General features: G+C 67.8%; 17 protein-coding genes. 12 read left to right on the top strand and 5 right to left on the bottom strand.

All coding sequences use genetic code 11. From position 1 onward, the window contains the following. Window positions 1-2 precede the first annotated feature (2 nt). Window positions 3-827 (bottom strand): substrate-binding periplasmic protein, encoded by an 825-nt coding sequence (locus ABD866_RS06170; RefSeq protein WP_345062211.1) that lies wholly within the window; start codon window positions 825-827, stop codon window positions 3-5. A gap of 135 nt (window positions 828-962) precedes the next feature. Next, complete coding sequence (locus ABD866_RS06165) at window positions 963-1,718, bottom strand: GNAT family N-acetyltransferase (RefSeq protein WP_345062209.1); 756 nt, start codon at window positions 1,716-1,718, stop codon at window positions 963-965. Window positions 1,719-1,989: 271 nt separating this feature from the next. On the opposite strand from ABD866_RS06165, the gene ABD866_RS06160 reads away from it, so the two are divergent. Further along, window positions 1,990-2,676: an Lcl C-terminal domain-containing protein gene (locus ABD866_RS06160; protein ID WP_345062207.1), complete on the top strand. Its 687-nt coding sequence runs from the start codon at window positions 1,990-1,992 to the stop codon at window positions 2,674-2,676. Window positions 2,677-2,842: 166 nt separating this feature from the next. Further along, a complete protein-coding gene (locus ABD866_RS06155) occupies window positions 2,843-5,215 on the top strand; it encodes a putative bifunctional diguanylate cyclase/phosphodiesterase (RefSeq protein WP_345062205.1) in 2,373 nt (790 codons plus the stop codon). Window positions 5,216-5,453: 238 nt separating this feature from the next. Here ABD866_RS06155 and ABD866_RS06150 read toward each other — a convergent pair whose 3' ends face one another. Beyond that, the gene (locus tag ABD866_RS06150; protein WP_345062203.1) at window positions 5,454-6,107 is read right to left on the bottom strand and encodes an FMN-dependent NADH-azoreductase; all 654 of its coding nucleotides are present in this window, start codon (window positions 6,105-6,107) and stop codon (window positions 5,454-5,456) included. 126 nt (window positions 6,108-6,233) lie between these two features. Between ABD866_RS06150 and ABD866_RS06145 the strand changes: the two genes are divergently transcribed. The 9 genes from ABD866_RS06145 (at window position 6,234) to ABD866_RS06105 (ending at window position 15,910) form a co-directional block, all read left to right on the top strand. Then, on the top strand, window positions 6,234-7,178 hold the full coding sequence (locus ABD866_RS06145) for a LysR family transcriptional regulator (protein ID WP_345062201.1): 945 nt from the start codon (window positions 6,234-6,236) through the stop codon (window positions 7,176-7,178). A gap of 137 nt (window positions 7,179-7,315) precedes the next feature. Further along, window positions 7,316-8,182: an HDOD domain-containing protein gene (locus tag ABD866_RS06140; protein WP_345062199.1), complete on the top strand. Its 867-nt coding sequence runs from the start codon at window positions 7,316-7,318 to the stop codon at window positions 8,180-8,182. A gap of 611 nt (window positions 8,183-8,793) precedes the next feature. Beyond that, complete coding sequence (locus tag ABD866_RS06135) at window positions 8,794-10,302, top strand: methyl-accepting chemotaxis protein (protein ID WP_345062197.1); 1,509 nt, start codon at window positions 8,794-8,796, stop codon at window positions 10,300-10,302. Between the two features lie 229 nt (window positions 10,303-10,531). Beyond that, window positions 10,532-11,125 carry an RBBP9/YdeN family alpha/beta hydrolase gene (locus tag ABD866_RS06130; protein ID WP_345062196.1) on the top strand — a complete coding sequence of 198 codons (594 nt, stop codon included), beginning with the start codon at window positions 10,532-10,534 and terminating at the stop codon, window positions 11,123-11,125. A gap of 83 nt (window positions 11,126-11,208) precedes the next feature. Continuing rightward, window positions 11,209-12,210 (top strand): sulfate ABC transporter substrate-binding protein, encoded by a 1,002-nt coding sequence (locus ABD866_RS06125; protein ID WP_345062194.1) that lies wholly within the window; start codon window positions 11,209-11,211, stop codon window positions 12,208-12,210. 3 nt (window positions 12,211-12,213) lie between these two features. Further along, window positions 12,214-13,083 carry a sulfate ABC transporter permease subunit CysT gene (gene cysT, locus ABD866_RS06120; protein WP_345062192.1) on the top strand — a complete coding sequence of 290 codons (870 nt, stop codon included), beginning with the start codon at window positions 12,214-12,216 and terminating at the stop codon, window positions 13,081-13,083. Beyond that, window positions 13,080-14,000 carry a sulfate ABC transporter permease subunit CysW gene (gene cysW / locus ABD866_RS06115; protein ID WP_345062190.1) on the top strand — a complete coding sequence of 307 codons (921 nt, stop codon included), beginning with the start codon at window positions 13,080-13,082 and terminating at the stop codon, window positions 13,998-14,000. The genes cysT and cysW overlap by 4 nt, the downstream gene beginning before the upstream one ends. Before the next feature lie 110 nt (window positions 14,001-14,110). After that, on the top strand, window positions 14,111-15,235 hold the full coding sequence (locus ABD866_RS06110) for a sulfate/molybdate ABC transporter ATP-binding protein (RefSeq protein WP_345062188.1): 1,125 nt from the start codon (window positions 14,111-14,113) through the stop codon (window positions 15,233-15,235). A 144-nt stretch (window positions 15,236-15,379) separates the two neighbouring features. Then, complete coding sequence (locus ABD866_RS06105; protein WP_345062511.1) at window positions 15,380-15,910, top strand: disulfide bond formation protein B; 531 nt, start codon at window positions 15,380-15,382, stop codon at window positions 15,908-15,910. Between the two features lie 18 nt (window positions 15,911-15,928). Here the strand turns inward: ABD866_RS06105 and ABD866_RS06100 are convergent, their stop codons facing one another. Beyond that, window positions 15,929-16,627 carry a glutathione S-transferase gene (locus ABD866_RS06100; RefSeq protein ID WP_345062186.1) on the bottom strand — a complete coding sequence of 233 codons (699 nt, stop codon included), beginning with the start codon at window positions 16,625-16,627 and terminating at the stop codon, window positions 15,929-15,931. A 106-nt stretch (window positions 16,628-16,733) separates the two neighbouring features. On the opposite strand from ABD866_RS06100, the gene ABD866_RS06095 reads away from it, so the two are divergent. Next, window positions 16,734-18,374: an HD-GYP domain-containing protein gene (locus tag ABD866_RS06095; protein WP_345062184.1), complete on the top strand. Its 1,641-nt coding sequence runs from the start codon at window positions 16,734-16,736 to the stop codon at window positions 18,372-18,374. Window positions 18,375-18,490: 116 nt separating this feature from the next. Here the strand turns inward: ABD866_RS06095 and argA are convergent, their stop codons facing one another. Further along, complete coding sequence (gene argA / locus ABD866_RS06090) at window positions 18,491-19,837, bottom strand: amino-acid N-acetyltransferase (protein WP_345062182.1); 1,347 nt, start codon at window positions 19,835-19,837, stop codon at window positions 18,491-18,493. Window positions 19,838-19,937 lie beyond the last annotated feature (100 nt).

Below are 19,937 nucleotides of genomic sequence, written 5' to 3'. Positions count from 1 at the left end.
GTTCAGCGCGCCACGATGGGTTCAAGCCCGTGGCGGCGCGCGTGTGCGTGCAGCCGCCCGTCGCTCAGCATGGTGGCCAGGGCCTGGTCCACCCGGGCATGAAAGCGTTCATCGCCCGGGGCCATGGCCCAGCCGTACGGGGTGACGTGGTAGCGGCCGGGCGGGCTGATCAGGCGGGCCCAGTCGCTCTGGTCGAGCAGGCGGCGGCTGAAGGGGTAGTCGGTCATGAACACATCGGCGCGGCCCGACATGACCTCCTGCTCACGGGCGGCCGGGGTGTCGAGTACGCGCAGCTCGGCCGCGCGCAGGCGCTCACGCATCACGCCCTCGTGCAGCGTGCCCTTGGCCACCGCCACCACCGTGCCCGGGCGGTCGATGTCTGCCCACTGCTGGACCCGCCGGTTGCTGCGCGCGCTGATGGCGTAGATCTCGCTGGCCAGGTGTGGCCGCGTGAAGCGCAGGTGCTGTTGGCGTTCGTGGGTGATGCCGATGGCAAAGGTGGCGATGTCGCAGCGGTCGGCGAGCAGGTCGTCCACGAGGCGCGAGAAAGAGCTGTCCACAAACACCACGTCGACGCCCAGCATGCGGCCCAGTTCGCGGGCGTTGTCGATTTCAAGCCCACTGAGCTGTTGCGAGCGTGGGTTGCGAAAGGAGATGCCGTAGTAGTCGGGCCACACGCAAGCCCGCAGCACGCCGGTGGCTTCGATCCGCGCAAGCCGGTCGTGGCGGGGCTCTGCACGCGCGGTGGCGGCCTCGGAGCGGGGGCTGCCGGTCGTGGCCAGCAAAGGCACGAGCAGGGCAAGGGCGAGCAAACGCAGCACGGACATGAAAAGGCTATGGCGGGGCAGAACGCCCCCGGGGCGGGGGCAGGAGGGCGAGCGCCGCGCAGTCTAAGAGCGCCTCGGGCCGCCGGTATTGACTTGGCTCAAGCCGCAGGCCCCCTGCGCAGGCGGCCGCGGCGATCAGGTGCGCGAACCGGGGACGCGGTAGTGGTAGCGGTAGGTCGGCACAAAGCCCAGTCGCTCGTAGAGCTGCTGCGCGCGCGGGTTGGCGCTGCGCACTTGCAGGTAGGCGGCCTGGGCACCCGCCTGTCGGCCCCAGTCCATCAGCGCGCGCACCAGGGCCGTGCCCAGGCCCTGGCCGCGCGCGGACGGCAGCACCACCAGGTCGAACAAACCCACCCAGCCGCGTTCGCACACCGCCAGCCCATAGCCCAGCGCCTGGCCGTTGGCCCACAGCGTCGCGCACACATGCGGTGGCACCACGGCCCGCACGGTGGCGTGGTGCAGCGGCCATGCCTCGACCGCGTAGCCCTGTGCAGCGGCGGTCCCGTCCAGCCATGGGGCCGTGGGCTCAGGCGCACAGTGCACGCGGGCATCGGGGGCCGCAGCCTCCAGCGGTGCAGTCATCACCCAGGATGGATCAAAGTACCGGTAGCCGGCCTGTTCCAGCGCGGCGTCGGCCTCCGCGGGCGCAAGCGCGGTGATGCGGAACACCGCTGGCTGGCCCAGCCGGGCATAGTGCGCCTCGGCGGTGGCCTGCATGCCAGCCCAGGGGGCCTGATCCTGCAGTGCCGACACCGCATTGGCCCGCTTGGTGAAGCCCCCATTGGCCCGCAGCACCCACCCCTGGTGCAGCACGGTGCGCGGTGCGGGCCAAGCGTTGAGTGCGCATTCTTCCAGCACCTGCAGCAAGTTGGGCGTGGAGGACGGGGACATGGGCATGGCGGCAGCATACGGGCTGGGGCTGTGCGTGGGCCGGTTGGCGGTGGTGCTGCGCCGCACCACCGCAGAGGCCTGGAGCCAGATTGCTATGTTTTTGATAGCTGCTTGTGCTTTTAAAACAAGCACGAGCAGCTATTTTGGGGCTGTAGATTGATGGTCTGGGGCCAGCGCAGCGGCAGCGAACGGTCAGCGCAGGGGAACACTTGCGCACACCGGTTTGCGCAAAACACTGGCGCGCTGCGCCTGCACGGTGTAGCGTCAAGCCATGGCACGGACATTCTTTTCCCGTACGGCGGGCCACCCGGTGGCTGTGATGGCGTGCGCGCTGGGGCTGGCCGCCTCGTGCGCTTGGGCGGCTGGCCCCGCTGCCCCCACGGCCGCGGCGTCCCGCTCAGCTGCGGTGCCCGGGTTGCCGGCCGGCTGGACGCTGCTGGCCGACGGCCAGGCGGTGCGCGACGAACGCACCGGCCTGGTGTGGGCGCGCTGCGTGGCCGGCATGCAGTGGACTGGGCTCACCTGCAGCGGCCAGCCCCGGCTGATGTCGCGCGGCGAGGCGTCGGCCTATGCGGGCGAGCGGGCGCAGGCCGACGGTCTGGGCTGGCGCCTGCCGCGGGTGGTGGAGCTGCAACGCCTGCTCGACAAGAACGCACGCGTGCCCGGGCTGCCGTACCGGGTGTTTCCGGGCGCACCGGCCGAGTGGCACTGGTCGGCCACGGCCCAGGTGCACCAAACGCGCGACAACCCCTACAACTACGGCTCGGTGCAGCAGCAGCGCGAGGGGGGCGGGGGCCCGCGCGTGCTGCCCAACATGGGCTGGGCGGTCGACCTGGTCACGGGCGAGGCCCGTGGTGACGTTGGCAAGGCCACCCGACTGCCGGTGCGTCTGGTGTACACGCCCGCTGCGGCGGGGGTATCGCCTGCGGGAGCATCGGCCTCCCGCCCCGCCGACTGAGCGCAGGCCTTACCGGGTGGGCCTGCCACCGGGCGTGACGGCCCGGGCCGCCATGCAGCGCGCCAGATGGCGAGCGACGGTGTCCGAGTGGCGCACACAGCGCATGCGGCACCCAGGGGGTCGGGGTTAACATGTAGAAACATCCACGGCCTCTCGCAGGAGTTGCATGCCCGATGCGCGACGGAGTTTGACCACCACGGCGGCGCTGTCCGCCAGCGTACTGGCCTGGGCCGGTTCGCTGGTGGCGTCGTCGCAGCCCCTGCAGGTCTTTCTCGACAACCTCAGCTGGTCGATCGCGATGCTGTGGTCGGCCTGGGCCTGCTGGACGGCACGCAACGCCGCCACGGGCACCAGCCAGGCGGTGCTGCAGGGGCTGTTCCAGGGGGCGGCCCTGCTGGCGCTGGGGCAGATGGCGTGGAATCTCCAGGTGGCAGTGGGATGGAACCCATTTCCAGCGCCCGCCGACGCGCTGTACCTGCTCGCCGGGCCGGTGTGGGCGCTCTCCTTGCTGCGCGCCTTGCGCCAGCACCTGCCGACAGACCGGGTATGGCCACTTGCGCTGGATTTCGGCGGTGCTGTGCTGGCACTGCTGGCGCTCACCCTTGTGATTTACGTACCAGGCGGTGCCATTCCATCGGTGTGGGCGGGGGCCGTACTGGTGGCCTATCCGGTGAGCATGCTCACAGCGGCGTTCGTCGCAGCGCTGGCCCTGGTGGCCAGCGGGGTGCGTTTCACGCCCTCGCATCTGCTCGTGGGCCTGGGCCTGCTGGGCTACGGCCTGAGCTGGATGCGCTGGAACCTGCTGACCCTCGAGAACGCCATCGTCCCGGGGATGGTGTTCAACCTGAGCTTCAGCCTGTGCGGCCTGGTGCTGGGGTGGGGGGCGCTGGGCCTGCGGTTCGAGCCCGATCCCGACCCGTGCTACCGGCGCCGCTGCGAGCGTGCGCTGTCCTGGGTGCCCCTGGCGTCCATGAGCATGGCGGCGGTCACGCTCGGCCTGCTGATGCTGCAGGTGCCGCGGCGCGGCCTGCTGGGCGTGTTTGTGTTTGCGGCCTGCATGGGCGTGCTGCTGCTGGCGGCGCTGCGGCAGGTGCTGGTGCTGCGCCTGTCCGACCGGATGCGCGAGGCCGAAGCGGCTGTGCTGCGCAATGAAGAGCGGCTCTACCGCCTGGCGCACTACGATGCGCTGACCGGCCTGCCCAACCGGCGGTCGCTCGAAGACGCCCTGCAGCGCGCCGTGGCCGATGCCGAGCGCTTGCCCGAGGGCCCCGAGCGCTCTGAGCGCCGTGTGGCCCTGCTGTTCATCGACCTGGACCACTTTGACCAGGTGAACGAAACCTACGGTGCCGCCGTGGGCGATGCACTTCTGGTCGAGGCCGCGCAGCGCCTGCAGCGCAGCGTGCCCGAAGGGGCCCTGCTGGCGCGTCTGGCCAACGACCAGTTTCTGCTGTTGCTGGAGCGCGTACGCACCAAAACGGCCGTGGCGCAGTGCGCCACCGTGGTCTCGGACGTGCTGGCCCAGCCCTGGAGCGTGGGCGGGCACACGGTGCAATACCTGGGGGCGAGTACCGGCATCAGCCTGTGGCCCGACGACGCACAGGATGCAACCGAACTCATGCGCCATGCGCTTGCGGCGATGAACGCCACCAAGTCCGCAGGCCGCGGCACCTACCGCTTCTATCGCGAGGAGTTCACCCAGCTCACACGCGACCGCCTGGCCCTGCGCCAGCGGCTGCGCGACGCGCTGGCGCGCCGGGAGCTGAGCCTGGTGTACCAGCCGCAGGTGGACCGCGAGGGCCGCGCGGTGGGGGTCGAGGCACTGCTGCGCTGGTCACCCGACGGCAAACCCGTGGGGCCGGACGTGTTCATTCCCATGGCCGAAGAAATGGGGCTGATCCCGGCCATTGGCCTGTGGGTGTTTGAGGAGGCCTGCCAGCAGTGGGCGCATTGGCGCGACCAGGGGCTGCGCCCGCCGGTGCTGTCGATCAATGTGTCCACCCTGCAGATGCGCGAGCCCGGCTTTGTGCAGGCCCTGCGGGAGCGCGCGGCCCAGGCGGGTGTGCCGCCCCAGCAACTGGTGCTCGAGATCACCGAGTCGCAGTTGCTGGACGAATCGTTGTACGCCATGGCCGACGCGCTGCGGCAGGCCGGCTTTCAACTGTCCATCGACGACTTTGGCACGGGCCATTCGTCGCTGATCAAGCTGCGCCGCCTTCCGGTGAGCGAACTCAAGATCGACCGCCTGTTCGTGCAGGAGCTGGAAACCGCCGCGCAGGACCGCGAGATTTGCAGCACCATCCACGCGCTGGCCCGGGCGCTGGGCCTGGCCGTGGTGGCCGAAGGGGTGGAAACCGAAAGCCAGTTCCACCTGCTGCTGGCCATGGGTTGCGAGCGCTTTCAGGGCTGGCACTTCGCCCCGGCGCTGCCGCCTGCCGCGCTGGCCAGTGCCTGGCTGGGGCCGGCCGGTGGGGGTGATGAATCACCCGAACCCTCGCCCGAACCCATGCCCGAGCGCGGCGCACCCTCGCAAGCGCATTGACAGCGCGGCCCGCAGCGGCCGCACCACCGGCATCGCGACGGGCAGGCTTGGGGGCCGGCCTGTGCGGCGAACCTGCTGGCCGGTCAGTGGGTTTGCCGTTGGGGTGGGGCAGGGCATTAAGTGCTCAACAGGCTGCTCGTGCTTGTTTTTCAAGCACGAGCAGCTATTAAATCAATAGCAATGCGTTCTTTTAAGGGACGATGCGGCCGGGGGGCATTGCGTCGCGCTGCCTGCCTGCTCAGGCCGCCGCCAGTGCGGCACCCACCTGCGCCGGCCGCTGGGCGACCGCGGCGGCGATCATGGCGTCGGCCTGCCCAAGGGCGGCATCGCGGGCATCCGCGCCCATGGCCACGCCTTCGGCGCGCACGATGCGCACGTCCGTGATGCCGAAAAAGCCCATCACGGTCTGCAGGTAGCTTTCCTGGTGCTCCAGCGCGCGGCCTTGTTCGCTGTCGGCATAGCGGCCGCCGCGGCTAGATGCCACGATCACCGTCTTGCCCCCGGCCAGGCCTTCAGGGCCCTGGGCGGTGTAGCGGAAGGTACGGCCCGCCTGGGCCACGCGGTCAATCCAGGCCTTGAGCTGGCTCGGGATCGAAAAGTTGTACAGGGGCGCACCGATCACCACCACGTCGGCCGCGAGGAACTGGCTCACCAGCGCCTCGGACACCGCGTTTTCGGCCTGCTGTGCGGCCGTGGGGGCGGGGCCGCCCGGCACTTGCCGAAAGCCCAGGGCCTGGGCGCTCAGGTGCGCCGGGGCATGGGTGGCCAGGTCCAGATATTGCACCTGGGTTTCCGGATGGGCCGCCACCCAGGCGGCCACGGTGCGGGCGGTGAGCAGGCGCGAGACCGAGGCCTCGCCGGTGATGGACGAATCGATGTGCAGCAGTTGCATGACAGGCTCCTTGGGGGTGTGGGCCGACGGCTTCGGCCATGGCAGAAAGTATGGAATTAGGTCGAACCGTTGATAAGAAGGCGCTTTGGCGATAGATTGTTCTGAATTCAGAACGATGGAGCGTGCATGCAAGACCTGAACGACATGCTGTTCTTCGCCGAGGTGGTGGAACGTGGCGGCTTTGCAGCGGCCGGGCGTGCGCTGGGCATTCCCAAATCGCGCCTGTCGCGCCGGGTGTCGGAACTGGAGGCCACGCTGGGCGTGCGCCTGCTGCAGCGCACCACGCGGCGGCTGTCGCTGACCGAGGTGGGCGAGGCCTACCTGCGCCACTGCCAGGCCATGCGCGAGTCGGCCCAGGCGGCGGCCGACACCGTGGCCCAGGTGCAGACGGAGCCGCGCGGCACCATCCGGGTGAGCTGCCCGGTCACGCTTGCACAGACCGTGGTGGCCGAGCTGATGCCTGCGTTTCTGGAGCGCCACCCGCTGGTGCGCCTGGAGATGATGGTGAGCAACCGCGTGGTGAACCTGGTGGAAGAGGGCGTGGACGTGGCCCTGCGGGTGCGGCCCTCGCTGGACGACAGCGGCAGCATGGTCGTCAAGCGGCTTGACCAGGCCCTGCAGGTGCTGGTGGCCAGCCCGGCGCTGCTGCAGCGCCAGGGCACCCCGACCACGCTCGAAGAACTGGCCCGCATGGACAGCGTGGCCATGTCGGCCCCGGACGGACGCTCCACCTGGCACCTGGTGGGGCCCGGTGGTGCGCAGCAAGCGGTGCAGCACCAGCCGCGTTATGTGGCCGATGATCTGCTGTCGCTGAAGTTCGCGGCCCTGGCTGGTACCGGCGTGTGCTGGCTGCCCGACTACATGTGCCACGAAGAAATCCGCGAAGGCCGGCTGGTGCGGGTGATGCCCGACTGGGCTCCGGCGCCCGCCATCGTGCATGCCGTGTTTCCCTCGCGCCGTGGGCTGTCGCCGGCCGTGCGGCGCTTTCTGGATTACCTGGGCGAGACCGTGCCCGGGCGCAACAGCATGCCAGGACGGATGGGACACGAAAGCCGACGGAACCTTGACTGACGCGCGGGCGGGCGGACGCTCTGGAGCCCGTGCCTCTGTCGCGGAATTGCGCTGCGCGTCCCTCCGGATGGCGCACAATCTGAAACAAAATCATTCCGTATGGCACTGCCACGGCCGAGGGACCGACAGGATCCGTTGTGAACACCCATCCGATCGACGAGCACATCCAGCAGTTGCGCGCCCAGCCGGCGGTGCGCGCCATCGTGATTCCGCCATGCCCCGAGTCGCTGCTGCGGCTGCAGGCCATCCTGCGCGAAGCCGACCCCGACATGGGCGCGCTGGAGCAGCTGGCTGCTTCTGATGTGGCGCTGGCCGCCGCGCTCATTCGCCAGGCCAACAGCCCCCTGTTCGGCTTGGCGCAGCCCGTGCAGACGGTGGGCATGGCGCTCACGGTGCTGGGCATGCGCCCGGCGGTGGAACTGCTGTCCGCTTTCATCACCCGGCATGCGCTGCATGTGCGTTCGCCGCTGCTCGAACACTTCTGGGAAAGCTCCCAGCGCCGCGCCATTGCCTGTGAGCACATTGGGCGGCAGCTCTACAGCCTCGATCCTGGTCTGGGCTACAGCTTCGGTCTGTTCTGCCATGTGGGCATGCCGGTGCTGGTCAAGGCCGTGCGGGGCTACGGAAGCACCGTCACCGAGGCGCTGGCGCGCAAGGACCGCACCTTTACCCAGACCGAAAACGCCAACCACCGCACCGACCACGCGGTGGTCGGTGCCATCGTGGCGCGCACCTGGCACCTGCCCGGCGACGTGGCCCAGGCCATCTGGCTGCACCACGACTTCTCGTGTCTGTCAGACGAGCGCTTCGACCCGACGGTGCGCCACCTGGTGGCCATGGGTGCACTGGCTGATTACCTGGTCAACCAGCACGACAGTCTGCCCGCCACGCGCGAGTGGACTGAGCACGGCGAGGCCTGCATGCAGCACTTGCACGTGTCGCACGAGGAGCTGGACCACTGGATCGACGCGTTGCACCCGGCTTTTGAAGCGGTCGGCTTCTGAGGTTGGAAGGGCGCAGCACTGGCCCGGGAAGGGGTTGTGGCCGCCTGTCGCACCGATGCGCAGGCGCTGCAAAGCGTTTCGGCGAAGACCGCTCCGTGGCACCCCGGACGCGCTCACGCTGAACGGGCGTCGCTCCGTTGTGCACTCGATGGATCGGCTTTGTGCGCCGACTCTGCGCACCGTAGCGCGTGGGCGGTCTCCAGTGCGAGGGATGCCTCGGTCCGACCGTCCGCGGGGCGGCGCCTCGACTTCACTGGGAGCCGGTCGACACCCGGCGTGCATGCTGGATCACCGCATCTAAGGGAAAACCCTTGATGTCGCGCTGATAAGCCCTTCGCGCGATACTCCGGGTGTTACAAATTGTGTGGGTTGAGAGGCCTGCGGGCCAGCGCCTGTCGGCGCGTCTTTTTCGATGTCCGCCCCCACGCACTGCTTTCCGGTCGCTGTGACCCTCCGTTGATGTCCCTGCAGGGGCAAGGCGCAGGCTTAGGTGGGACTGGCGACGTATCCCGACCACTTTTTCCCCGATTTCCAGCCACGGCTGCGGTATGGCCCAGGCACTTGTCTGCGGCGGCCACCGTTGCCCGGATTTTTCTTAGACAGGAGTTTTCATGATGGATGCGCGTATCACTGCCGGGCAGGGCCCGTCGGGCACCGCCGTCTCACACACCGTGTTGGGCGATCGCGTCTTGCTCGCGGCCATTGTGGTTAGTGCCCTCACGGCGGTGGTATTGGGCGCGCGTTTTGTCGAATCTGCAGTGGCCTGGACAGCGGCGGGTGCGCTGCTGGCCGTGGCCATCGTGGCGTTTGTGATGGCGCAGGGCACGCTGGCCTCGCGCATGGTGCTGGCGTTTGTGCAGTCCTCCATGGTGGCGTTGCACATCCAGCTCGCGCAGGGCATGACGGAGTTCCACTTTGGCGTGTTCGTCACACTGGCCATTTTGCTGGTGTACCTCGACTGGCGGCCGATCGTCTTCGCCGCCGTGTTGTTTGCCGTGCACCACGTGCTGTTTGACCGTCTGCAGGCCGCAGGTTGGGGGCTGTATTGCCTGACGGAGCCTGATTTTGGCCGGGTGGTGATCCATGCGGTGTATGTGGTCATCCAGACGGCGCTAGAGACCATGATGGCCGTGGCCTTGGGACGCACGGCCGCCCAGGGCCAGGAGTTGCGCCAATTGGTGACTGTGGTGGACCGGCCCGATGGCATCGCACTGGCGGAGGCTGTCGCCGTGCCGGTGACCACCGGGCCCGCCCGTTCGCTTCAGGCCACGCTGCGCCGCATGGAAAGCGCCGTGGCGCTGGTGCGCCAGTCGGCACACCATGTCGAGACGGCCTGCGCCGAGATCGCCACGGGCAATGGCCACCTGTCGGACCGCACCGAGCAGCAGGCCAGCGCCTTGCAGCAGGCATCGGCGTCGATGGAGGAACTGGGCGTGACCGTACGGCTGAACGCCGACAACGCCCGCGCTGCCAACCAGCTGGCCATGAGCGCTTCGGGTGTGGCTGCCGATGGCGGCAACGTGGTGGCCGAGGTGGTCCAGACCATGAAGGGCATCCACGACAGCAGTGCCAAGATCGCCGACATCATCGGCGTGATCGACGGCATTGCCTTCCAGACCAACATCTTGGCGCTGAACGCAGCGGTGGAAGCGGCGCGGGCTGGCGAGCAGGGCCGAGGCTTTGCCGTCGTGGCCAGCGAGGTGCGCAGCCTCGCCCAGCGCAGTGCCGAGGCCGCCAAGCAGATCAAGACGCTGATCACGGACAGCGTGGAGCGTGCCGAGCAAGGCAGCCGACTGGCCGACAAGGCCGGAGCGACGATGCACGACGTGGTCACGGCGATCCGCCGGGTGACCGACATCATGGGCGAGATCAGCACCGCCAGCGCCGAGCAAAGTGCAGGCGTCGGGCAGGTGGGGCAGGCCGTGTCCCACATGGACCAGTCCACCCAGCAGAACGCCACGCTGGTCGAGGAAATGGCTGCCGCGGCCGAGCGCCTGCACCTTCAGGCCAACGACCTGGTGGGCGCGGTGGCTGTGTTCCGCTTGAGTGCCGACACCGCCAGTGGCACTGGTGGCAGCGTGCCTCGTCTGGCGCGCGATGCCCGCCTGCTGGGCGCATAGCGGGGTCATACGCCGTGGGGTTGGCGCTCGCGGCATGTTTTCATCAGATGATTTTTTGATGAAGTAACAACGAGATATTCTTTTGGGTTTTGAAGGGCGGCTCGCAGAATGGGCGCATCCCATTCATTGAGCGGGGTTTCTTCCGGTGCACTGCGGTCCCAGCGTGTCGGCGCAGCCGCGTCTGTCCGCCTGGGGCTTCCCGGCTGCGGCAAGGAGCCCCGGCGAATCCGTGCCGTCATCCAATTCCATCATCATCGTGCCGGGCTGGCGCAACTCCGGCCCCGGCCATTGGCAGAGCCTCTGGGCCGAGCGTCTACCAGGCGCACAGCGCGTGGAGCAGGCCGACTGGTGGACGCCCCGCCGCGAACCCTGGGTGGGTGCGCTGGCCGATGCGATTGCCCAGGCGCCGCACCCGGTGGTGCTGGTCGCGCACAGCCTGGGCTGCATCACCACCGTGCACCTGCCCCATGAGGCCGCGTCCCGCGTGGTGGGCGCGCTGTTGGTGGCTCCTGCCGACCCGGAGCGCCGCGCGGTACTGCACGACTTCGCGCCCGTGCCGTCCACGCGGCTGCCGTACCGCAGCATCCTGGTGGCCAGCAGCAATGATCCGTACTGCCCGATTCGCCTGGCCGGTGCCTACGCACGGGCCTGGGGCAGTGAGTTTGTGCGGCTGCCAGACGCCGGCCATATCAACATCGCGTCGGGCCACGGGGAGTGGGCGCTGGGTTGGGCCTTGCTGCAGTCTCTGGGGGTAGACACGCAGGCTGCTGGCGCTGGTGCCGCATCGGCTGCAGGTGCCATTGATATGCCAAAACAGGCTTAGTAAACAAAAATATATTCTTTTGAGTTTGTAAGGCCGGTCTCCACAATCGCTCCATCCTCAGCTTTCCAATGGGCGACCCGACCATGCAACTGCGACTCCGTTCCCTTCTGGCCACCCTGGCCCTGGCTGCCAGTGCCGCCGCTTCGGCCCAGACCTCGCTGCTCAATGTTTCGTACGATGTGGCGCGCGAGTTCTACAAGGACTACAACGCCGCCTTCGTGGCCCATTACAAAAAGACCACAGGCCAAGACATCAAGATCGACATGTCGCATGCTGGCTCCAGCGCGCAGGCCCGTGCGGTGAACGACGGCCTGGCCGCCGACGTGGTGACCATGAACACCACCACCGACATCGAATTCTTGGCGGGCAACGGTGTGGTGGCCAAAGACTGGGCCAAGCGCTTCCCGCACGATGCTGCGCCTACGGCTTCGACCATGCTGTTCCTGGTGCGCAATGGCAACCCCAAGGGCATCAAGGACTGGGAAGACCTGATCAAGCCCGGCATCCAGGTGATCGTCGTCAACCCCAAGACCGGTGGCAACGGGCGGTATGCCTACCTGGCCGCTTGGGGCGCGATCCGCGAGAAGGGCGGCACAGAGGCCCAGGCCGCGGAATTCGTCTCCAAGCTCTACAAGAACGTGCCGGTGTTGGCCAAGGGCGGCCGCGATGCCACGGCCACCTTCTTGCAACGCAACATCGGTGACGTACTGATCACGTTTGAATCGGAAGTTGTGTCGATTGACCGCGAATTCGGCGCCGGCAGGGTGGACGCGATCTATCCGTCGGTGAGCATCGTGGCCGAGAACCCGGTGGCGGTGGTCGAGCGCACCGTGGCCAAGAAGGGCAACGCCGCCGTGGCCAAGGCCTACCTCGACTATCTGTACTCCGACGAAGGCCAGGAGATCGCTGCCAAGCACGCGATCCGGCCGCGCAACGAAGCCATCCTGAAGAAGTACGCCGCCACGTTCAAGCCGATCAAGCAGTTCACCGTGGCCAAGTATTTCGGCAGCCTCAGCGAAGCGCAGAAGGTGCACTTCAACGATGGCGGCCAGTTCGACAAGCTCTACACGCCAGGCGGTCGCTGATCCATGGCTGCTGCTGCGATTGCCACCGCCGCGCCCGCCGCGCGGCGGGCCCCGCGCCGCGTGCTGCCGGGCTTCGGTCTCACCCTCGGGTACACGCTGTTCTACCTGAGCCTGATCGTGCTGATCCCGCTGTCGGGTCTGCTGTTCAAAACCTTCACGCTCACCTGGGACCAGTTCTGGGCAGCCGTCAGCGCTCCGCGCGTGCTGGCCGCCTACCGCCTGACCTTCGGCGCTTCGTTCATCGCTGCGATGGTGAACCTGGTGTTCGGCCTGCTGATCGCCTGGGTGCTGGTGCGTTACCAGTTTCCAGGCAAAAAGATCATGGACGCGCTGGTGGACCTGCCGTTTGCGCTGCCCACCGCGGTGGCGGGCATCTCGCTCACCGCGCTGCTGGCGGGCAATGGCTGGGTGGGCCGCCACCTGGAGCCGCTGGGCATCCAGCTCGCCTTTCAGCCGGCCGGGGTGGTGATTGCGCTGATCTTCATCGGCCTGCCGTTTGTGGTGCGCACCGTGCAGCCCGTGCTGGAGGACGCCGAAAAAGAGCTGGAAGAGGCCGCCACCTGCCTGGGCGCCACACGCTGGCAGACGTTCACCAAGGTCATCCTGCCGTCCATCACGCCTGCCTTGCTCACGGGTTTTGCCATGGCGTTTGCACGCGCGGTGGGTGAATACGGCTCCGTCATCTTCATTGCAGGCAACGTGCCCATGGTGTCTGAAATCACGCCGCTGATCATCATCGGCAAGCTCGAACAGTACGACTTCGCTGGCGCCACGGCCGTGGCCGTGGTGATGCTGGTCATCTCGTTCGTACTGCTGCTCATCATCAACGCGCTGCAGGCCTGGCAGCGCCGCCACGCAGGAGCTCCGGCATGAGCGGTGCAACCCCTTCTCCGCTGGGTGCGGCCCGCAGCGCCGCACCGCGCCGCGCCAAGGCAGGCACCACCGAAGCCGCCTGGGTGCGCTACACACTGATCGGCCTGGCGCTGGCCTTCGTGCTGCTGTTTCTGGTGCTGCCGCTGGCCGCGGTGTTTGCCGAGGCGCTGCGCAAGGGCTTTGGTGCTTACCTGGAGGGCCTGCGCGAGCCCGATGCCTGGTCGGCCATCAAGCTCACGCTGATCACCGCCGCCATTGCCGTGCCTCTGAACCTGGTGTTCGGTGTGGCCGCGGCCTGGGCGATTGCCAAGTACGAGTTCCGGGGCAAGGCCTTCCTGACCACGCTGGTCGATCTGCCGTTTTCGGTGTCGCCCGTGGTGGCGGGCCTGGTGTATGTGCTCATGTTCGGGGCCAACGGCTGGTTGGGGCCCTGGCTTGCCGAGCACGACATCAAGATCATCTTTGCAGTGCCGGGCATCGTGCTGGCCACCGTGTTCGTGACCTTTCCCTTTGTGGCACGCGAGCTGATTCCGCTGATGCAGGCCCAAGGCACCGAGGAGGAGCAGGCCGCCATCGTGCTCGGCGCCACAGGCTGGCAGACCTTCTGGCACGTGACGCTGCCCAACATCAAATGGGGGCTGCTGTACGGCGTGATCCTGTGCAATGCGCGTGCCATGGGCGAGTTTGGTGCGGTGTCGGTGGTGTCGGGGCACATCCGTGGCCAGACCAACACGATTCCGCTGCACGTCGAGATTCTCTACAACGAGTACCAGTCTGTGGCCGCGTTTGCTGCCGCCTCTCTGCTGGCCCTGCTGGCGCTGGTCACGCTGGTCATCAAGTCGGTGGCCGAGTGGAAGCACGAGCAGCAGATGAAGGCCTCGGCCGACCTTCCCCCCGAACGACCGGCAACCCCCTGAACCGCTGCGCGGCTTCCTGCGTCTCTCGGCTGCGCCGAGGCGGCGGGCGGCGCCAGCGCGGCGTCCGCTGGTGATGGGACGCGGAATGGACATACAAGGACAGTCAGATCATGAGCATTGAAATCCGCAACGTCAGCAAACAGTTCGGCGACTTCCAGGCCCTGCGCGACGTGAGCCTGGACATCGAGTCCGGCGAACTCATCGCGCTGCTCGGGCCCTCGGGCTGTGGCAAGACCACGCTGCTGCGCATCATCGCGGGCCTGGAGACGCCCGATGTCGGCACCATCCACTTCAGCGGCGAAGACACGACCGACGTGCACGTGCGCGAGCGCAACGTGGGCTTCGTGTTCCAGCACTACGCGCTGTTTCGCCACATGACGGTGTTCGAGAACGTGGCGTTCGGCCTGCGCGTCAAGCCGCGCAGCGAGCGTCCGAGCGATACGCAAATCAAGAAGAAGGTGACGGACCTGCTCAAGCTCGTGCAGCTCGACTGGCTGGCCGAGCGCTATCCGTCGCAGCTCTCGGGCGGGCAGCGCCAGCGCATTGCGCTGGCCCGCGCGCTGGCCGTGGAGCCCAAGGTACTGCTGCTCGACGAGCCCTTTGGCGCGCTGGACGCCAAGGTGCGCAAGGAACTGCGCCGCTGGCTGCGCCGCCTGCACGACGAATTGCATGTGACCAGCATCTTCGTGACGCACGACCAGGAAGAGGCCCTGGAAGTGGCCGACCGGGTGGTGGTGATCAACCAGGGCCGCATCGAGCAAAGCGGCTCGCCGCAGCAGGTGTGGGAACAACCGGCCAGCCCGTTCGTGTACGGCTTCCTGGGCGACGTGAACCTGTTCCATGGCCGCGCGCACGAGGGGCTCGTCACCTTGCAGGGCATGCAGATCGACTCGCCCGAGCACGCGCAGGCGCGCGACGCCAAAGCCTTTGCCTATGTGCGCCCGCACGATCTGGACGTGCAGCGCTATGCGCCAGGGGCGGGACTTGATGCGCAGGGCCGCCCGCGCGGCATCGTGGCCCAGCTCAGCCGGGCCATTGTGGTGGGCCCCGTGGCCCGCCTGGAACTTATTCCCACCGACGACCATCAACCAGCGGACAATGCCGCTCCTGAACAGCTGATCGAGGCGCAGATCCCCGCGCAGCAGTTCAAGGAGCTGGGTTTCAAAGAGGGTGAAACGCTGGTGGTCACGCCGCGCCAAGCCCGGGTGTTTCTGGACCACGCTGCCGGGATTTGACCCCCCTGAGCCGCCTCGTGTCTTCCCCCTGAGGGAGACAACGGCCTGTGCTGCGGAGCGGCCCTTGCGGCCCTCTGCGCAACGCGGCTGTGACGGTTTGAGGGGCAACGCCCCAGGGTGGCTACTGTGGATGGGATGAGGATGATGGTGTTGAACTGGATCGACCAGGCCCCGCGCCGGGTGCTGGCGCTGATCAGCGCGGCCTGCGTGGCCATGCTGGCTTTCGGCATGTATTTGCAGCATGTGGTGGGGCTGGACCCGTGCCCTATGTGCATCGTGCAGCGCTATGCGCTGATCGGGGTGGCGGTGTTTGCCGCCCTGGGCAGCCTGCGCAACAGCCGCGGCTGGTGGATGGGCTGGGCTGTGGCGGGCGTGGCGGCCGCCGGCTTTGGTGCGTTTGTGGCTGCGCGCCAGAGCTGGCTGCAGTGGTATCCGCCCGAGATCGTGACCTGCGGCCGCGACTTCTACGGCATGATCGAAAACTACCCCATCAGCCGCGCCGTGCCCATGATCTTCCGTGGCTCGGGCGACTGCACCAAGATTGACTGGACGTTTCTGGGCGGCTCGATTGCCAACTGGACCTTCCTCGCCTTTGTCGCGTTTGGGCTTGTGATGTTGGTCATGCTGGTACGCGGGCTGCGCCCGTCCAGCCGCCTGCGCGCTGCCGCTGCCTGAGCGGGGCTGGGCACGCGCTCAGCGGTTCGCCGGCCAGCGCACGCCGGCGGTGCCGTCTTCCCATGGCGCGGGGCGCACCATGGCCGTATCCCACCAGGGCAGAGCCTGGCAGGCGGCCAGCCAGGTGCGCAGCCGCGGCCAGGGGCCGGCCTCCCAGGCCTGCGCGTCCACCGCCGCCCACTGGCGCACGAAGGGAAACACCGCAACATCGGCCAGCAGCGGCTGCGCGCCCCACAGCCAGGGGCCGTGCTGCAGGCGAGCGTCCAGCCCCTGCAGCCATCGCACGCCCTGCGCGTACACGTCAGCCCGCGGGTGTTCGGGGTGGCGCTCGGGGTACTTGTAGCGGTCCAGCGCCTGCTTGAACGCACCGTCGTTCTCGGCCACCAGGGCCTGCATGGCCTGCTGCGAGGCGGCGTCCGGGCCATGCCACGCGGGTGCGCCCGGGTGCCCAAGTGCCCAGTCCATGATCGCCAGGCTCTGGTCGATCACGGTGCCATCGGGCAGTACCAGCACGGGCACCGTGGCCTTGGGTGACACCACCCGCAGCGACGCGGGCTTGTCGCGCAGCACCACTTCGCGCAGTTCCACGGCCACGCCGCAGGCGGCCAGCGCCATGCGCGCGCGCATGGCATAGGGGCAGCGGCGAAAGCTGTAGAGCACCGGCAGCCCGAGCTGCGGCGGTGTCGGGAGCGGGTGGGCGTCGGCGGTCGGGTTCACGGCGCGCATCATAGGCCCGTGCGCGCAGCGCTGTGCCGCGCGGGGCAATGCCGCTACCATCGGCGCTCGCAGGCCATCATTCCACTGCCCGGAGGGGCGAGCGCGCATGAGCAAGGAATCCACCGTCCACCTGTTTCGCCGGCTTGAACAGCTCAACGGTATCGGCGCAGCGCTCTCGCGCGAGCGCGACATCGACCGGCTGCTCGAAAACATCGTCGAGGCCGCGCGCGCCATCACCGGCGCCGACGGCGGCACGCTCTACAGCGTGAGCGACGACGGCCGTTTTTTGCGCTTCGAGATCGTGCGCACCGCCTCGCTGGGCCTGCACCTGGGCGGCACGGCGGGCAAGGTGACGGGCTTTCCCGAGCTGCCGCTGCACCTGCCGGACGGCCAGCCCAACGATTCGCTGGTGGCGGCCTATGCGGCCATCCACGACCGCACGGTGAATATCGAAGACGCCTACTGCCAGGAGCACTTCGACTTCTCGGGCACGCGTGCGTTTGACGAGCGCACGGGCTACCGCTCGCACTCGTTTCTGACGGTGCCCATGAAGAACCACGAGCGCGAACTGATCGGCGTGATGCAGCTCATCAACGCCACCGACCCTCAGACCGGCGCAGTGCAGCCCTTTACCAGCACCGACCAGAGCCTGGTCGAGTCGCTGGCCTCGCAGGCGGCGATTGCGCTGACGAACCGGCTGCTGATCTCGCAGCTCGAAAAGCTGTTCGAGTCCTTCGTGAACCTGATCAACGTGGCGATCGACGAGAAATCACCTTACACCGGCGGTCACTGCCAGCGCGTGCCTGCGCTGACCATGCTGCTGGCCGAGGCCGCCGACCGCACCACCGAGGGGCCGCTGGCCGACTTTCGCATGGGCGAGCGCGACCGCTACGAGCTGAAGATGGCCGGGCTGCTGCACGACTGCGGCAAGATCACCACCCCCGTGCATGTGGTGGACAAGGCCACCAAGCTGCAGACGCTGTACGACCGCATCGGGCTGATCGACACGCGCGTGGAAGTGCTCAAGCGCGACGCCGAACTGGCCGCGTTGCGCCAGCAACTCGCGCTGCGCCCCGTGGCGGACGCGGCGGCCGAAGCGCAGGTACAGGCTGGCCTGCAAGCGCAGTTGCAGGCGCTGGAGGACGACCGCGCCTTTTTGCGCCGCGCCAACCAGGGCCAGGAGGTCATGCCCGAGGCTGACCGCCAGCGCGTGCGCGACCTGGCCACGGCCTACCAGTGGCGCAACCCGGACGGCGTGCTCACGAGCTTTCTCACGGCCGAGGAGGTGGAGAACCTCAGCATCCGCTCCGGCACGCTCACGCAGGCCGAGCGCGACGTGATCAACCACCACATCGTGGCCACCATCAAGATGCTGGAGACGCTGCCCTGGCCGCGCCACCTGCGCAACGTGCCCGAGTACGCGGGCGGCCACCACGAGCGCATGGACGGCCGCGGCTACCCGCGGGGTCTCACGCGCGAGCAGATGTCGTGGCAGGCACGCATGATGGGCATTGCCGACATCTTTGAGGCACTGACGGCCGCCGACCGGCCCTACAAAAGCGGCATGAGCCTGTCGCAGGCGCTGGCCATCATGGCCCGCATGCGCGACAACGGGCACATCGACCCGGACCTGTTCGAGGTGTTTGTGCGCGAGCAGGTGTACCGCCGCTATGGCGAGCAGTTTCTCGACCCCGCGCAGATCGACACGGTGCCAGAGCACCTACAGGCCCAGTGGCTGGCCCGCTGAGCCGCCCACCGGCAGGTCTTTTTGCTATCAAATCAATAGCTGCTCGTGGTTAAATTTGCTGGGTTGCAGGCCGATTTGGCCTGAAAGCCGGGCGTGCGCCGCCCGGCGGTGCGGGTTCAGAGCTTCTTGACCAGCACCTGGCTGCGGCGGTCCCAGTTGTACTTGCGTTTGCGCGCGTCGGGCAGCCAGTCTGGGTCCACCGGCTGAAAGCCGCGCTTGATGAACCAGTGCATGGTGCGGGTGGTGAGCACGAAAATGCTTTCGAGCCCCATGGCACGTGCGCGCTGCTCGATGCGCTTGAGCAGCTTTTCGCCGTCGCCCGTGCCCTGGCTCTGGGGCGATACCGTCACGGCGGCCATTTCGGCCGTGCGGCCCTCGGGGTAGGGATAAAGGGCCGCGCAGCCGAAGATCACGCCGTCGTGCTCGATCACGGTATAGCTCTCGATGTCGCGCTCGATCTCGGTGCGGTCGCGCTTGACCAGCGTGCCGTCTTTTTCGAACGGCTCGATCAGCTGCAGGATGCCGCCCACGTCGTCAATGGTGGCCTCGCGCAGTTCTTCGAGCTTTTCGTCGATCACCATGGTGCCGATGCCGTCGTGCACGTACACCTCCAGCAGCAGCGAGCCATCCAGCGCAAACGGGATGATGTGGCTGCGCTCCACGCCCGCCTTGCAGGCTTTGACGCAATGCTGCAGATAAAAGCCCACGTCGGTCGGCTGCTGGGCGCGCGGCAGCTGGCGCAGCAGCGCCTCGGCTGCGGCCAGCGGCAGTTCGGTGTCGATGGGGTTGTCTTCGCCTTCGGGCTCCAGCGGGTTCATGCGGATGCCCGGCACTTCGGTCAGAAAGATCAGCTTGTCGGCCTTGAGCTCGATGGCCACGCTGGTGGCCACTTCTTCCATGCTGAGGTTGAAGGCTTCGCCCGTGGGCGAGAAGCCGAAGGGCGACAGCAGCACGAGCGCACCCATGTCCAGCGTGCGCATGATGCCGGCCACGTCCACCTTGCGCACCAGGCCCGAGTGTTGAAAGTCCACCCCATCGACGATGCCCACCGGGCGTGCGGTGAGGAAGTTGCCCGAGATCACGCGCACCGTGGCCCCGGCCATGGGCGTGTTGGGCAGGCCCTGGCTGAAGGCCGCCTCGATCTCGTAGCGCAACTGGCCCGCGGCCTCCTGGGCGCAGTCGAGTGCCACCGAATCGGTGATGCGGATGCCGTGCGAGTACCTGGCCGCATGGCCCTTGGCCGCGAGCTGCTCGTTCACCTGCGGCCGAAAACCGTGCACCAGGACGATCTTCACGCCCATGGCCTGGATCAGCGCCAGATCTTGCACGATGTTGTGCAGCTTGCCCGCCGCAATGGCCTCGCCCGTGAGCCCGACCACAAACGTCTGGTTGCGAAACTTGTGGATGTAGGGCGCCACCGACCGGAACCAGGGCACAAAGGTGAAGTTGAAGACGGCGGACATGGCGCAGTGGAGCGGGGCGGTGGCGGGGTGGGCTGCGAAAGGCGCACAGTGTATAGCCCACACCGCCCGCAGCAAGGCCTGGCGCGGCCCCGCGGCTGCG

This window comes from Acidovorax lacteus, assembly GCF_039540375.1.
Taxonomy (GTDB): domain Bacteria; phylum Pseudomonadota; class Gammaproteobacteria; order Burkholderiales; family Burkholderiaceae_C; genus Acidovorax_G; species Acidovorax_G lacteus.
Note: the sequence above shows the minus strand (reverse complement) of the source record. Positions and strands in the feature narration are given on the sequence as shown.